The sequence below is a fragment of the Streptococcus sp. HMSC076C09 genome (assembly GCF_001837905.1).
GTDB classification, from domain to species: domain Bacteria; phylum Bacillota; class Bacilli; order Lactobacillales; family Streptococcaceae; genus Streptococcus; species Streptococcus parasanguinis_I.
In genome coordinates this window covers 1-14,596 of sequence record NZ_KV834615.1, presented here as the reverse complement: position 1 = coordinate 14,596, position 14,596 = coordinate 1, and the positions used below count along the sequence as shown (strand labels likewise).

The following is a 14,596-nucleotide window of genomic DNA, read 5'->3' as shown; positions in this document are numbered from 1 at the left end:
AGAAGTGGTAGAAGTGACAGAGCGCGTCAAAGGCGACTTCAAAGGATTGCTGAAAGCGATTCTTGCTGAACTCTAATCCAATGAAAGTACGACTCCAAAGTCTGCCCTACGGACTGAGGTTACTTCTAGCTACTTTATCCTTGGGAATAGGAACAGGTCTGGTCGGAATTGCCTGCCATTATCTACTAGAAGGGGTGCAAGGGCTGGCCTTTGGCCAAGCTACGTCAGATTTGCTCCAGCAATTTCAAGAAGCTGGAGTTCTCCGTAGATTTCTGGTCTTGTGTGTGACTGGGTGCTTCGCAGCTGGCTTCTGGTATGTCCTGCAAAAACGTTATAAGATCCTGTCTATTCGCCAGCAAATTGACCTAGCTGGAGACCGGGATCCAGCGCCCTTAGCCCACCTCCTTCATGCAGGGATGCAGGTGGCGATTGTCGGAGCAGGTGCATCGGTCGGAAAAGAAGGAGCCCCACGTGAGGTCGGGGCTCTTCTAGCTGGTTGCTTGGCGAAGGGATTCTCACTCGCTCTTAAAGAGCGAAAAGTCTTGATTGCCTGTGGGGCTGGAGCTGGTTTGGCTTCGGTTTATCAGGTTCCCTTTGCCAGTAGCTTGTTCGTCTTTGAGACCTTAGGACTTGCCTACAGTTGGCAGAACCTTCTACTGGTTTTGACCAGTACTTATCTGGCCACCTGGGTCGCTCAGCCTATTGTTGGTCAGGAGGCCATTTATCACCTGTCCGCAGTTTCATGGTCGGCTAGCAGCTTCTTACAGGCTATTGTGATTGCTTTCTTGGTCACTCCCATGGCTCTGGTCTTTGCTTTCCTCGCCAAGCGGGCTAGTCACAAACGGCGCAAGGATGGGACGATTCTTTGGGCTCTTCCTCTAGCCTTTCTAATGCTGGGGAGCCTAGTAGCCTTTTTCCCTATCTTTATGGGAAATGGCCAGGTACTAGCGCAAGCCCTCTTGTCTAGCCAGTCGATTCCTTATCTTCCACTGACTCTTGCAGTGAAGGGGCTTATGGTTTACCTCCTCTTGCGCAATGGTGCCTATGGAGGGACCTTGACACCATCATTTGCCTTAGGGATTGGATCTGGCTATCTAGTGACCTTGCTTTTGACAGTCCTTGGGATTCATCTGGATCCAGCTATAGGGATGTTACTTGGAGCTACAGTCTTTTTAGGGACGACCCTACAAGCTCCTCTGACAGCCATTGCCCTGAGCCTTGGATTTACAGGCCAAACTTGGAATTTGACTATTCCGCTGGTACTTGCGGCTGGTCTGTCATACGTGATTCGAAAGAGATGGGAGAAGAAATGATGAAGGTACATTTTGTACTGCATGAAACCTTTGAAGTGCCGGGCGCTTATCTAAAATGGGCACAGGAGCGTGGCCATCAAGTGACCACGACTAAAGTCTATGAGAATGAAACCTTACCAGAGTCAGTGGATGAGATTGACTTTTTGATCGTCATGGGAGGACCTCAATCGCCAGACGAAGATCGAAAAGCTTTTCCATACTACGATCCTCAGGCAGAGATCGACCTGATTCAAAAGGCCATGAAGGCAGATCGTTATATTGTTGGGGTCTGTCTTGGTGCTCAGCTCCTGTCTGTTGCTTATGGCGCGAACTATGAGCACAGTCCAGAACGTGAGATTGGTGTTTTTCCTGTGACCTTAACGCCTGAAGGACTCACAGATCCGCATGTCGGTGAGTTTGGAGCAACTCTTGAAACTGGTCATTGGCATGGTGATATGCCAGGATTGACAGAGGATGCTATCGTTCTTGCGACCAGTCAAGGTTGTCCACGTCAGATTATTCGCTTCAGTCCTAAACACTATGCCTTCCAAGCCCACCTGGAATTTGATCCAGAAGCAGTCGATCTCTTGATTGCTGCTGACGGTGAAGATCTTTTGGTAGAACAAAGTCAAAAACTGACCTTTGTTCAAAAACCTGAAGCCATTCGTGCTTACGATTATCGAGAAATGAATGCCAAACTCTACGCATTTTTGGATTCATTAACAAAATAAAAAAGAAAGGAAGGGTAGTTCGGGTTTGAAATTGAACCCGGGCAAGCCTTGACTTTCAAAACAATATTAAATTGAACCCGCCCTAAAAGCTGTGTGAAAAAGATTGATTGACTTGCAAGTCCATTACTTGCCGCGACAATCCCCTATTTTCACTTTGCTTATTATGGGCTTGGTATCTTATAGAAAGGTAGAGCATGTGTTCTAATTTGAACCCGAGCGGAAAGCTTTTCTAAACAAAAAATGAAAGGAAGGGCAGTTCGGGTTTGAATTGAACCCGGGCTAGAGGCTGTGTAAAAAAGATAAATCCTCCTAGATGCGAGGCATCTTTGTCGGATTTCCTATTTTTATTTTGCCTCTTTAACGCCTATTCTAAAAAATAAAAAAGAAAGGTAGAGCATGTGTTCTGATTTGAACACGAGCGGAAAGCTCGGAAAATAGATAATCTGACTGAGAAATCAGGATTTCTCGTCAGATTCCTAATTTTCAGTCGCTTTCTGGTCGCTCTTTGTATCATAAATTATGTCTATCCATATTGCTGCTAAGCAGGGTGAAATTGCTGATAAAATTCTTCTTCCTGGGGATCCTCTTCGTGCGAAATTTATTGCTGAGAATTTCCTTGAAGACGCTGTTTGTTTCAACGAAGTTCGTAACATGTTTGGTTACACAGGTACTTATAAAGGTCATCGTGTTTCTGTCATGGGTACTGGGATGGGGATGCCATCCATCTCTATCTATGCGCGTGAGTTGATTGTCGACTACGGCGTGAAGAAATTGATCCGTGTGGGAACGGCTGGTTCTTTGAATGAGGATGTCCATGTTCGTGAATTGGTCTTGGCACAAGCTGCTGCAACCAACTCAAACATCATCCGCAACGACTGGCCTCAATACGATTTCCCTCAAATCGCTAGCTTTGATTTGCTAGATAAGGCTTACCACATTGCCAAAGACCTTGGCATGACGACTCACGTCGGCAATGTCTTGTCATCAGATGTCTTCTATTCAAATTATGGTGAAAAGAACATCGAGCTTGGTAAATGGGGTGTGAAAGCTGTAGAAATGGAAGCAGCAGCCCTTTACTATCTTGCTGCTCAACACCATGTGGATGCCCTTGCTATCATGACTATTTCAGACAGTTTGGTCAATCCAGATGAGGACACAACTGCTGAAGAACGTCAAAATACTTTCACTGACATGATGAAAGTTGGTCTTGAGACCTTGATTGCAGACTAATGGCAAAATTCCTTCATGATGAATGGCTCTACGATCTCCAAAATTATCACTACAGCCGGGCTCTGCGCTCTATCAAACAGCAGGAAGAAGTACCGGATTTGTTGGTGAGCTTACTGCAGTTAATGGCGGAGCGTCGAGAGCTCAATATCCAACCCGTCATGAATCAAAAGTTGAGAACCGAGTTGCTAGAGGCGACTGGTTTTCAGCTTTTTTGGCATGAAGATCCAGAAGATGAACAGTTGGCCAACTACCTCTATGATCTCGAAGCGAAATTGCGAAATGAGCAGATTATTGACTTTGTTCGTGCCGTTAGCCCAGCTATCTATCGGACCTTTATGCGATTGATTCAGTTGAAAATTCCTGATATTACCAATTATATTCATAACTCCAAAGAATCGAGTTATGACCGTTGGAAGTTTGAGAGCCTTCATGCGTCCGCCAACCCTATCCTGCAGCAATTCCACAGCGAAAGTGTGGTCAATTCGTCCAGTTTGACGGAGTTGATTGTGCAGTTGGACTTGCCAGATAGCGTCAAAGTTGCGGCCCAACAATTGCGGGAGTTAGAAAAATCAGTTCGCAACCCCCTGGCCCACTTGATCAAGCCCTTTGATGAGGAAGAGCTTCATCGGACGACGGGTTTCTCTTCTCAGGATTTTATGAAGAATTTGATTGACCTTGCAAGCTACACAGGCATCCATTATGATCAAGTTAACTTTTATTTTGATCAGGCCAATGCTGTCATGGAAGAGCTACTAAAGGAGAAGTAGATGGATAAGATTGCTCAACTACAGGAGATGATTGATCAGAGTCAACGGATCGTGTTTTTCGGAGGGGCAGGAGTTTCCACGGAGTCAAATATTCCAGATTTTCGAAGTTCAGACGGTGTCTATAGTGTTCAGGTGGGGCGGCATTTGACAGCTGAGCAATTGGTCTCCCATACCATGTTTGAGCGCTATCCTGAGGACTTTTTCGACTTTTACAAGAAGTACTTGCTCTACCCTGATGCCAAGCCCAATGCTGCCCATCGGTATCTGGCTTGGCTGGAAGAGACTGGTAAGCTCATGGCAGTGGTGACGCAAAATATTGACAGTCTCCATGAAATGGCTGGTTCTAAAAACGTTTTGAAGCTCCATGGTAGTGCTGATCGCAATTACTGTACGGGTTGCCAGCGTTTTTATGATTTGGAAGCTTTTTTAGCTTTGGAAGGCCCGGTTCCACACTGTCTGGACTGTGGCAAGGTGGTCAAGCCTGATGTAACTCTTTATGAGGAACCTCTCGATATGGACGTCTTTAGTCAAGCTGCCCAAGCCATCCAAGAGGCTGATTTGCTGATTATTGGTGGTACCTCTCTTGTGGTCTACCCAGCAGCCAGTTTGATTCAGTATTTCCGAGGGAAGAAGCTGGTTGTCATCAATAAAACCAGTATCCCACAAGATAAGCAAGCAGACCTAGTTATCGAAGGAAAAATTGGCCAAGTATTTTCACAATTAAGACAATAAAAGAACACCTGAGGGAAGTGGAAATCCACTTGTTTCAGGTGTTTTTATGTCTACCTTTTGACTAGCGCTATATGAATGTATTTGATTATGATATAATGAAATAGATTTTGTCAAGGAGGCGTGCATGAAGAAGTTGAGGATGAAGAGAAAATTTGTATTTCTTGCTTTAGTGAGTCTGTTTATTGGCTACATCGGTCTTCGGTATTATATTAAGCCAGATTGGTTTGATTCAGAGTATACTTATCATAAGGTCTATCAATACAAAGTTAGTAAAATAAAACCACAGAAAAAGATTATCAAAGATATTAACATCGAAATTATCCATGATAAAAATGAGCAAAGGCCTACAGATGGAAAATGGAAAGAGACCATACGAACAGATATTGATAGATATCGTAATGACCCAATATTACATGTGACTTTTACTGATAACAGTAAGGCGGATATTCCCTTAAAAACAGATTCAATTGGTCCGTCATTTAGTTGGAAAAATTTGGATGATGAATTATATAAAAAATTATCGTCTCGTTTCCCGTTAGTAGAACCCATTGATGTTGTTCAATATCATTCTTTAGAATCTGTTCTAATGCTCTATCAGGGAGATACCTTATTTCGAATTCCAGAGAAACAAACAGTGATTCAATTCCAGGTGAAAAATCCAAATAATGGTAAGCTCCAAACTTACTATCAATATGGTTCAGAACCTAAATTTAATTATTTTCGACCAGTATTCTTTTTACAAAACAAAGCACACTTATATAATGAAAAACCAGAATTTTTTAATGCTTATAACCAATCTAGTAAAAAAAATTATTGGGATAGAGATTTCGAATTTAGACATGCTAATTTATCAATTTCGCAAGGGTATCGTTACTATCGTTTATTTTATTCCGATCGATTAAGCAATCAGCCGGTTGGAATTAGCCCTACGGGACATACATTTAAAACAACGATTACAGATACCTATATTTTACCAAATGAAGATCAGGATAGCGAGGGTGAAAAAGTTACTTCAAAATCGAAAACTTACACTGATCAAACTGAATACACGTATGAAATTCTTGACAGAAAAAAACCAAAAATCATAGTAGAATAATACAAGCTGGAGTTTAGTTTATTTCAATTCTAGAGTGAAACACTTCAACATTTTTATGGATTATATTTATATTAGGACAATAGGTTAGATTGTTCGGGTTTCTTCCTTATATTATAATGTATTAAATTTTCCTAGGAGGCGTGCATGAAGAAGTTAAAAAAGAAATTGCCACTTGTTTTAGTAGCTTTAGGATTATTCTTCTTTGGACTTTATCAATATTTGAAAAATTATGTTGATCCTGGTTTATTTGATAAGGACTATCAATATACCAGAGTTTATAACTACAAAGCAGAGAAGATCGAGCCCAAAAAAGCAAAAGTAAAAGAGATCAATCTTGAATTTATTTATTATGAAAAATCAGTGGTTCCTCAAGGGTTAACTTGGTCGGAAGAAACTCGGTCTGATCTTGGCCTTTTTAATGGTGGGGATGTCATTTTACATGCCACGTTAGAAGATGGTTCAAAAATTAGAATTCCCCTAGAAAAGACGATTCGAATGGGTCCAACCTTCAGTCGTAAATTACTATATGATAAAAAATTAGAACAAGAAATGCTCCGAAGATTTCCAAATGTGATCACAGAGAAAAATAGTGGTTTCAAAATTGCCTTTTTAGCTGGAATGATGTATGTAGGGGATACTCTCTATCAAGTTCCAGAAATAGAAGCTGTTACGCGTTTTGACCTAAAGAATCCAAAAAATGGAAAGTTACAAACTTATTATGAATATGGAAATTTGCCGGAGAAAACCAATACACCTGTGTTTTTAAAAACTAAAAAAGATGTGAATCAAGCAGACATGCAATCTTTTTATGATGATTACCATAACAGTTGGAAGGGTTACTGGGACAGGGGAGCCGATACCATTTCTAAAGAATTGTCAAATACCTATCAATATAAATTTTATTACGATACTTGGTATTATTCAGATTCTTTATCTAACCTTCCCATTAATATAAATCCTACAGGATCGAAATTTAAATTAACAGTTACCCGTACACAACTGATAAAGCGTGATCAAAATGATCGGATGAAAGTACGGACTACACAAAAGATCTATACAGAAAACAATAAAGAGGAGTATGAAAAAGAAGTCCTCAACGAACTGAGAAATTATTATGATGATAGTGAAAGAGCAAGAAAAAAATATTTCGTAAGTAAGAAACAAGAGGTTTCAATCTTGTTACTAGAGTCCATCTTTAGGAGGTGAAGAAGTTGGAAATTAAGAAGAAACATATCTACCTGGCTTTATTTGGTGTATTCATCGGTTATATTGCCCTACGTTATTATTTAAAACCTGAGTTATTTGAGCCAGGAGCGATTTATTATGATGTGTACAATTACAAAACCAGTAAAATTAAGCCACAGAAAAAGATTATCAAAGACATCAATTTCGAATTTATTCATGATGACATAGAAATGAAACCATCTAATGGACAATGGAAAGAATCTATCCGAACAGACATAGATGAATATGGTAGTCACAGAATATTACATGTGACCTTTACTGATAAAAGTAAAGCGGACATTCTTTTGATGTAGGATCAATTGGTCCTGCATTTAGCGAGAGAATTTTAGATAATGAACTTCTTACGAAACTATCTAACCGTTTTCCAAATCTAAAAAAGGTAGAACACAGGTATATTTATAGAACTGATTTAGTTTTAATGCTCTACCAAGGGGATACTTTGGTTCAAATACCAGAATATCCATATGAGATTAGATTTCAAGTTAGAAATCCAAAGAGTGGAAAACTACAAACTTACTACCAATATGGTACGGAACCAGAATTTACTTTTTTCCGCCCAGTATTCTTTCGGCAATCTGTTATGAATACAGCAGAAAGGAATCAAAGGTTTTTTGATGCTTATGATCAGTCAAAATCACACAATTATTGGGATACACGGTTTGATCATGGTGGAAATAGTTTAAATATTGGTCAAGAAAAATTTTCTGTTTATTTATTTTATTCTGATCGATTTACTAATCAACCGGTTGGAATTCGTATGACAGGAAATTCATTTAAAACTACTATAACAGATACATATATCATGAAAGACCGAAGCAAGAACATTAAAGGTTTTAGAGTTTTATCACAATCGAAAACATACACAGATAAAAATGAATACACAACTGAAATACTTAGTAAAAATGTTAACTAATTTCAGAAATTATGGATGTTGGAATGATTTTGTGAATACAAGTTGTTGACCCATATTGATTTCTAAATATAGAGATGACCATAAAAAATATCTGAGTGAAGATGAACACTCAGATATTTTTTATTTTTCAAACTTCACTTCCTCAAGCAAGTACTCGATGAATTTTTCTCCCATTTTTGAGAGGGCTGTTTTTTCATGTTTGATGTAGACCAGCTCGATCGGGTCTTCGATATCAAGGGGAATGGAGACGATGTTATTTCCGTTGAGATTGCTGTTGAGGATCCCAGTCGCAATGGTGTAGCCATCCAGACCAATCAAGAGATTAAAGAGGGTCGCCCGGTCACTGACAACGATGGATTTCTTATGATGCTCTTGAGAGAGAATCTCTTCTGAGAAGTAGAAGGAGTTGTGGGTTCCTTGGTCATAGCTAAGGTATGGGAAATCTTCCAGATCTGACAAGTGGACGATCTCCTTCTTGGCAAGAGGATTGGTCTTGCTGACAAAGATATGAGGTTGCGCTGTAAAGAGGTGGGTGGCAATCAGGTGATTATCATCCAGCATCTTAGAGAGGACATCTCGGTTGTAGCTATTCAAAAAGAGTACGCCAACTTCGCTTCGGAAATTCTTGACGTCATCGATGATCTCCCAAGTTCGCGTCTCCCGTAGGAAGAGCTCGTATTTTTCCATGTCGCTTTTCTTGAGGAGAGAAACGAAGGCCTCAACCACGAAGGCGTAGTGCTGTGAAGAGACACTGAAAAGCTCACGAGAACCCACGGGATTTTTATAGCGCTCGGATAAGAGGTCGATTTGCTCCACCACCTGGCGGGCATAAGAGAGGAACTCCATCCCATCGCGGGTCAAAGTGATCCCTTTAGGATTCCGGATAAAGATTTCAATTCCCATCTCATTTTCCAAGTCCTTGACGGCATTGGAAAGGCTAGGTTGCGTGATGAAGAGTTGTTTTGCGGCCTCATTCATAGAGCCGGTTTCGACGATTTTGATAATGTATTGTAATTGTTGTATTCTCATGCTTTTATTTTAACATAAAAGAGCGCGTTTTTCCCGTAAAATGTGGTCTTTCAAGGACTGTATCAGAGAATAACGCAGGCTGAGGTAGGTAATAGAAATTAGGCTAGATCAAATAGTTAAAAAATAGAAGATTGGAAACAAAATCTACATCTGGGGACTGATTTTGATGGAAAAATACAGTTTTGCCTTGCTGAAGGTAAGATCTGATTGATAGAATGGTAAAAAATTGATTGAGGAGATCTTATGAAAAAACTCGTTTCCTGGTATAAGAAAAAGGATAAGGAATTGGAAACCCATTTCACAGCTGGTCTGTTGCAGATCAATTTTGTGACCAATGCTCTGATTCTATTGGCCTTTTACATCTATTTGGTTATTAGTCAGTCGCTCTACGCAATAAAGGATCCATTCATTCAATTTAGTGTTTGGGAGGTCATTGCCTTCACCATGGAGATCTTTCCTTACGGTTTGACTCTGGCCCTCTTTGTCCCCAATATTTTTGTCATCATTTATGGGATTGGTCGGTGGTCTAGCCTCCAGTTCAAAGAATCTGAGGAAGAAGCTCTCGAAGATCCTGATTTGTTTGAAGATAGAATTCCAAAGGAAGGAGAAGGGACAAGAGAAGATGACGCATTCCTTATGAAAGAAAGGCAAGAATCACCTAGTCCTAAGCCTGTCAAAAAGAAAAAGCAACAGCCTACCATTGTTCTTTGGTTTGGACTCTTTGGTTGCTTTCTCGAAGCGATTTTCATTTACATCGTCAAGGATATGACCTTTTACGAATGGAATGAGCCTTTGATCAATTCTCAGAAACATGCTCTGATCTGGTCAGGTGCCTATCCAACCTTCTTCACCTTTGCTGCTCTCTCCTTACTAGCCTTGATCATCTATTCCTATCGGGATGCGAATTCACTCTCGCCGCTAGCGAACGTCTTCTGCATCAGTGGCATTCTAGGAGGAGTGGTTCTCCTCTTAGTTTTTGATAATCAACTGCAGGTAGCAAGTTTTCACACCTTTTTCTTACTGATCTATTCCATCCATCTCTTATGGGTTCGTATCAAGGAGTGGCAGGAAGATCGAACAGAGATAAGCTATAAGAATCGTCTACTTCAATGGTTGCACCAGCTCTTAAACAAGTCACGGAACTGGCCTTGGCTAGCGGTCCTTGTCGCTCTTCCAACTCTTGCTCTTGTTGTTTTCGTTCTCATGCTCTTTGGGCAGCAACCTGATTCCATGATCAAGGCCTGGACCAATACAGCAGACTGGGCCTTCTCACAAAAGATCCCTCCTCAGAATCTCATCATTGATGAGCACTATCTCTGTACGGTTGCGGCTGGTGGCCATGAAAATGTTGTCAAGCCCCAGCGGATGGGCGTGCGCCACGGTCATCCAGTCGTTGTCAATCGTCAGCTCTGTATTGCCAATGCCTTTGAGCAGGTGCTAGAAGAAAAGACGCCACGATTCCATCGCTTCTTGCGTCGCAATTACGACCGCTATGGCTATCCCTTTGCCAAACATATCAAGAAGAAATGGGCTATGGATGTCATTTACTATCTGATGAAGCCCCTGGAATGGATCTTCTTGTTGGTTCTCTACTTGGTCGATCGCAAGCCAGAAAACCGAATCGCTATGCAATACATCAAGCCGATTCCAGAAGATTTTGATCCCAAGAAAGTTTCCTAAGTCACCGATTTCTACTTGACAAGCGAGAAGAAGCGCGATATAATGAGACAAATTTAACCTTTAAGAGGTCCAGAGAGGCCTGCAAGGAAAGACAGAAAAAAGATCAGCGGACGGAGTCTAGCTGATCATTTGTGGGACCTTGCTTTTGCGAGGTCTTTTTTGCTGGAAGAAAGAAGAGGAAACCAATGGTCAGTGACAGTTGTAAAAAACGCTTTGGAAAAATCATGATGGAGGAGATGGAGCTAGTCGCTCAAGAAGAGATCGCTCCCCGCATCTATTCTATGATCTTAAAGGGGGAAATGGTGGAGCAGATGCTGCCAGGTCAATTCCTTCATATCCGCGTCCCTGATGGGTCCAAGCTCCTTCGCCGTCCGATTTCAATTTCTGAGATTGACCGTAAGACACAGACTTGTCGCTTGATCTACCGCATCGAAGGTGGGGGCACAACTATCTTTTCCCAATTGCCAATCGGTAGCAAACTCAGTGTCATGGGGCCTCAGGGAAATGGCTTTGATCTCACCGATCTGGGCCAAGGTCAGAAAGCCTTGATTATTGGAGGTGGGATCGGTGTTCCTCCTTTGGTCCAAGTGGCCAAACAACTCCATGAGCAAGGCGTGGAAGTTGAAGTGGTTATCGGCTTTGCGACCAAAGAAGCCGTCATTTTGGAAGAAGAGCTTTCTCAGGTTGCACATGTCACTGTAACGACAGACGATGGGACTTATGGCACTAAGGGCTATGTTTCTACGGTCATTGATCAGATGGACCAGAAGTTTGACGCTATCTATTCTTGTGGAGCACCTGGCATGCTCAAATATGTCAATACCAAATTCCATGACCATCCCCGCGCCTACATTTCCATGGAATCCCGTATGGCTTGTGGGATGGGGGCTTGCTATGCCTGTGTAGTGCATCTGGAAAATGAAAGCCAAGCAGCCAATAAGCGCGTGTGTGAAGACGGACCGGTTTTTGAAACCGGTACGATTGTGATGTAGGAGGACCTTATGACAGCAAATCGACTAGCCGTATCCTTACCCGGTTTAGACTTGAAAAACCCTATTATTCCGGCATCTGGCTGTTTTGGTTTCGGTCAGGAATATGCTAAATACTATGACTTAGACCTGCTTGGATCTATCATGATCAAGGCGACAACTGCGGAGGCTCGCTTCGGAAATCCGACGCCACGTGTCGCCGAGACGCCTGCAGGCATGCTCAATGCCATTGGGCTCCAAAATCCAGGGGTAGATGTGGTCCTAGCAGAGAAACTCCCTTGGTTGGCCCAACATTATCCAGAGCTTCCAATTATTGCCAATGTAGCCGGCTTCTCCAACGAAGAGTATGCGACGGTATCTGGCAAGATCTCGCAAGCCCCAAATGTCATGGCCATTGAACTCAATATCTCTTGTCCAAATGTAGACCATGGGAATAATGGTCTCTTAATCGGGCAAGTTCCTGAGTTAGCCTATGCGGCTGTGAAAGCAGCGGTAGAAGCGTCCTCAGTCCCTGTTTATGTCAAGTTAACGCCTAGTGTAGCAGACATCACGCAGGTCGCAAAAGCAGTAGAGGATGCAGGAGCGACTGGCTTAACCATGATCAATACCTTGGTCGGCATGCGCTTTGACCTCAAGACTGGTAAGCCCATCATTGCCAATGGAACCGGAGGTATGTCGGGACCAGCCGTTTTCCCAGTTGCTTTGAAACTCATCCGTCAGGTTGCCCAATCCACTAAACTTCCGATTATCGGAATGGGAGGTGTGGATTCAGCCGAAGCAGCCATTGAAATGATGATTGCAGGGGCTTCTGCGATTGGTGTTGGAACCGCTAATTTCACCGATCCTTATGCTTGTCCAACCATCATCGAAGATCTGCCACAGGTCATGGATCGCTATGGTATTGACACCCTTGAGAACTTCCGTAAACATGTACGGGAAAATCTACTGTAAATCCTTGACTTTTCCCAAATATCGTACTACAATAAATAAAAACCTTTAAAGCAGTCCAGAGAGGCTCCTAAGGTCTAGACGGTGAATCATGGTAGTTGTTCCTACCTAATTTTCGTGTAACCTTGCCTCGGGCAAGGTTTTTTTGTAGACAAAATGATCAATCAAAAAAGGAGTAATCCATGCGTGAAGAACGTCCTATTATCGCCCTTGACTTCCCAGCTTTCGAGGATGTCAAACACTTTTTAGAGCATTTTCCAGAAGACGAAAAATTATTTGTAAAAATCGGAATGGAATTTTTCTATGCAGTTGGTCCTGAAATTGTACATTACCTCAAAGGGCTTGGACACAGTATTTTCCTTGATTTAAAATTGCATGATATCCCAAATACAGTCAAATCAGCCATGTCCGTACTGGGAACTTTCGGAGTAGATATGGTGACGGTCCACGCAGCCGGTGGTGTAGAGATGATGCGCGAAGCCAAGGCAGCTCTTGGTGAAGGAGCTAAATTGGTAGCCGTGACCCAGTTGACTTCTACAAGTGAAGAAGACATGCGTGATTGCCAAAACATCCAAACAACGGTCCAAGAATCAGTAGTCAATTATGCTCGCAAGGCCCAAGAAGCTGGCTTGGATGGCGTTGTCTGTTCAGCCCATGAAGTAGCCTTGATCAAGGATGCCACTTCATCAGACTTTGTCTGTGTAACACCAGGGATTCGTCCTGCTGGAGCTGAAATCGGCGACCAAAAACGGGTCATGACCCCACAAGAAGCTCATAAAATTGGCTCTGACTATATTGTCGTTGGACGCCCAATCATCCAAGCAGAAAACCCATGGGACGCTTACCATGAAATTAAGAGACAGTGGAATAGTTAAGAACGTCTAAGAAGCTGTGCTTCAAGACGTTCTACGGGAAGCCCGATAGGGCCTTCCTTAAACTATTCACTAGATTTAGAGGATAAAAATAATCGTTTTATCCTTTAAATCGTCGGAACACTTATCGCTACTAAAAGTGAAACTTTTGTAGCTCTACGGGAAGTCCTATGGGACTTCCCTAACGCATTCACTAGATCACAGAAGAGAAAATGATCGTTTCTCTTCTGTGATCGTCGGAAGACTAATCGCCAGTAAAAGTAAAACTTTTGTAGCTCTACGGGAAGTCCTACGGGACCTTTCCTAACGCATTCACTAACCTGTAATGTTGTTGTTTGAATCAATTATTGATTTAATTCGTATATGATTAAAATCGTAATAAAGGAGTCGTCATGTCATTAGCTAAAGATATTGCTAGCCATCTTTTGAAAATCGAAGCGGTTTATTTGAAACCAGAAGAACCTTTTACTTGGGCATCTGGGATCAAGTCCCCTATTTATACAGATAACCGTGTAACCCTCGCTTATCCTGAAACTCGTACCTTGATCGAAAATGGATTTGTAGATAAAATCAAGGAAGCTTTCCCTGAAGTAGAAGTAATTGCAGGGACAGCAACTGCAGGGATTCCTCACGGAGCCATTATTGCGGACAAGATGAATTTGCCATTTGCCTACATCCGTAGCAAACCAAAAGACCATGGTGCTGGAAACCAAATCGAAGGCCGTGTACCTCAAGGTCAAAAGATGGTCGTAGTGGAAGATTTGATTTCTACTGGTGGATCTGTCTTGGATGCTGTCGCAGCTGCCAAGCGTGAAGGAGCGGACGTTCTTGGTGTCGTAGCTATCTTCACCTACCAATTGGAGAAAGCCGATAAGAAATTTGCGGAAGCTGGCGTTCAACTTGAAACCTTGTCTAACTATACAGAATTGATTCATTTGGCAGAAGAACAAGGTTACATCACCTCTGAAGGTTTAGAGTTGTTGCACCGTTTCAAGGAAAACCAAGAAACTTGGCAAAATAAATAATAGGACGGAAGCGTGAACTGCACCCCAAAAGTTAGACAGAAAAAATC

At 42.1% G+C, this 14,596-nt stretch carries 15 protein-coding genes and 1 pseudogene; 15 read left to right on the top strand and 1 reads right to left on the bottom strand.

Going from position 1 to position 14,596, the window contains the following annotated elements:
* From HMPREF2704_RS11650 to HMPREF2704_RS10685, 10 genes and pseudogenes are all read left to right on the top strand, one after another.
* Positions 1–76, top strand: a pseudogene (locus tag HMPREF2704_RS11650) (purine-nucleoside phosphorylase); the annotation flags it as partial.
* 4 nt (positions 77–80) lie between these two features.
* Positions 81–1,313: a chloride channel protein gene (locus HMPREF2704_RS01795; protein ID WP_176745624.1), complete on the top strand. Its 1,233-nt coding sequence runs from the start codon at positions 81–83 to the stop codon at positions 1,311–1,313.
* On the top strand, positions 1,310–2,023 hold the full coding sequence (locus HMPREF2704_RS01790) for a type 1 glutamine amidotransferase (protein WP_070845508.1): 714 nt from the start codon (positions 1,310–1,312) through the stop codon (positions 2,021–2,023). Before HMPREF2704_RS01795 ends, HMPREF2704_RS01790 begins: the two co-directional genes overlap by 4 nt.
* A gap of 519 nt (positions 2,024–2,542) precedes the next feature.
* Positions 2,543–3,253 carry a purine-nucleoside phosphorylase gene (deoD, locus tag HMPREF2704_RS01785; protein ID WP_003007097.1) on the top strand — a complete coding sequence of 237 codons (711 nt, stop codon included), beginning with the start codon at positions 2,543–2,545 and terminating at the stop codon, positions 3,251–3,253.
* Positions 3,253–4,020 carry a hypothetical protein gene (locus HMPREF2704_RS01780; protein WP_070845488.1) on the top strand — a complete coding sequence of 256 codons (768 nt, stop codon included), beginning with the start codon at positions 3,253–3,255 and terminating at the stop codon, positions 4,018–4,020. Before deoD ends, HMPREF2704_RS01780 begins: the two co-directional genes overlap by 1 nt.
* Entirely contained in the window at positions 4,021–4,752 is a 732-nt protein-coding gene (locus HMPREF2704_RS01775; protein ID WP_070505624.1) for an NAD-dependent protein deacylase, read from the top strand.
* A 124-nt stretch (positions 4,753–4,876) separates the two neighbouring features.
* Complete coding sequence (locus HMPREF2704_RS01770; RefSeq protein WP_070845487.1) at positions 4,877–5,848, top strand: hypothetical protein; 972 nt, start codon at positions 4,877–4,879, stop codon at positions 5,846–5,848.
* Between the two features lie 144 nt (positions 5,849–5,992).
* Positions 5,993–7,054, top strand: a complete 1,062-nt coding sequence (locus HMPREF2704_RS01765; RefSeq protein WP_070845486.1) for a hypothetical protein — start codon at positions 5,993–5,995, stop codon at positions 7,052–7,054.
* Positions 7,055–7,059: 5 nt separating this feature from the next.
* Positions 7,060–7,386 (top strand): hypothetical protein, encoded by a 327-nt coding sequence (locus tag HMPREF2704_RS10690; protein ID WP_049485767.1) that lies wholly within the window; start codon positions 7,060–7,062, stop codon positions 7,384–7,386.
* Positions 7,387–7,532: 146 nt separating this feature from the next.
* The gene (locus HMPREF2704_RS10685) at positions 7,533–8,006 is read left to right on the top strand and encodes a hypothetical protein (RefSeq protein ID WP_049485766.1); all 474 of its coding nucleotides are present in this window, start codon (positions 7,533–7,535) and stop codon (positions 8,004–8,006) included.
* A gap of 120 nt (positions 8,007–8,126) precedes the next feature.
* On the opposite strand, the gene HMPREF2704_RS01755 is transcribed toward HMPREF2704_RS10685, so the two are convergent.
* A complete protein-coding gene (locus HMPREF2704_RS01755) occupies positions 8,127–9,035 on the bottom strand; it encodes a LysR family transcriptional regulator (protein ID WP_049485765.1) in 909 nt (302 codons plus the stop codon).
* Positions 9,036–9,278: 243 nt separating this feature from the next.
* Here HMPREF2704_RS01755 and HMPREF2704_RS01750 point away from each other — a divergent pair, with 243 nt between their 5' ends.
* The 5 genes from HMPREF2704_RS01750 (at position 9,279) to pyrE (ending at position 14,549) form a co-directional block, all read left to right on the top strand.
* A complete protein-coding gene (locus HMPREF2704_RS01750; RefSeq protein ID WP_070845485.1) occupies positions 9,279–10,715 on the top strand; it encodes a DUF6688 domain-containing protein in 1,437 nt (478 codons plus the stop codon).
* 185 nt (positions 10,716–10,900) lie between these two features.
* Entirely contained in the window at positions 10,901–11,707 is an 807-nt protein-coding gene (locus HMPREF2704_RS01745) for a dihydroorotate dehydrogenase electron transfer subunit (RefSeq protein WP_070845484.1), read from the top strand.
* A gap of 9 nt (positions 11,708–11,716) precedes the next feature.
* Complete coding sequence (locus tag HMPREF2704_RS01740; RefSeq protein ID WP_070845483.1) at positions 11,717–12,655, top strand: dihydroorotate dehydrogenase; 939 nt, start codon at positions 11,717–11,719, stop codon at positions 12,653–12,655.
* A gap of 179 nt (positions 12,656–12,834) precedes the next feature.
* Positions 12,835–13,527: an orotidine-5'-phosphate decarboxylase gene (pyrF, locus tag HMPREF2704_RS01735; protein WP_003011715.1), complete on the top strand. Its 693-nt coding sequence runs from the start codon at positions 12,835–12,837 to the stop codon at positions 13,525–13,527.
* Between the two features lie 389 nt (positions 13,528–13,916).
* Entirely contained in the window at positions 13,917–14,549 is a 633-nt protein-coding gene (pyrE, locus tag HMPREF2704_RS01730) for an orotate phosphoribosyltransferase (RefSeq protein WP_003003338.1), read from the top strand.
* Positions 14,550–14,596: the final 47 nt, after the last annotated feature.

Bases quoted from the DNA above. Each gene is read 5' to 3' on its own strand.
- HMPREF2704_RS01795 (WP_176745624.1), top strand. From the start codon at position 81: ATGAAAGTACGACTCCAAAGTCTGCCCTACGGACTGAGGTTACTTCTA.
- HMPREF2704_RS01790 (WP_070845508.1), top strand. From the start codon at position 1,310: ATGATGAAGGTACATTTTGTACTGCATGAAACCTTTGAAGTGCCGGGC.
- deoD (WP_003007097.1), top strand. From the start codon at position 2,543: ATGTCTATCCATATTGCTGCTAAGCAGGGTGAAATTGCTGATAAAATT.
- HMPREF2704_RS01780 (WP_070845488.1), top strand. From the start codon at position 3,253: ATGGCAAAATTCCTTCATGATGAATGGCTCTACGATCTCCAAAATTAT.
- HMPREF2704_RS01775 (WP_070505624.1), top strand. From the start codon at position 4,021: ATGGATAAGATTGCTCAACTACAGGAGATGATTGATCAGAGTCAACGG.
- HMPREF2704_RS01770 (WP_070845487.1), top strand. From the start codon at position 4,877: ATGAAGAAGTTGAGGATGAAGAGAAAATTTGTATTTCTTGCTTTAGTG.
- HMPREF2704_RS01765 (WP_070845486.1), top strand. From the start codon at position 5,993: ATGAAGAAGTTAAAAAAGAAATTGCCACTTGTTTTAGTAGCTTTAGGA.
- HMPREF2704_RS01755 (WP_049485765.1), bottom strand. From the start codon at position 9,035: ATGAGAATACAACAATTACAATACATTATCAAAATCGTCGAAACCGGC.
- HMPREF2704_RS01750 (WP_070845485.1), top strand. From the start codon at position 9,279: ATGAAAAAACTCGTTTCCTGGTATAAGAAAAAGGATAAGGAATTGGAA.
- HMPREF2704_RS01745 (WP_070845484.1), top strand. From the start codon at position 10,901: ATGGTCAGTGACAGTTGTAAAAAACGCTTTGGAAAAATCATGATGGAG.
- HMPREF2704_RS01740 (WP_070845483.1), top strand. From the start codon at position 11,717: ATGACAGCAAATCGACTAGCCGTATCCTTACCCGGTTTAGACTTGAAA.
- pyrF (WP_003011715.1), top strand. From the start codon at position 12,835: ATGCGTGAAGAACGTCCTATTATCGCCCTTGACTTCCCAGCTTTCGAG.
- pyrE (WP_003003338.1), top strand. From the start codon at position 13,917: ATGTCATTAGCTAAAGATATTGCTAGCCATCTTTTGAAAATCGAAGCG.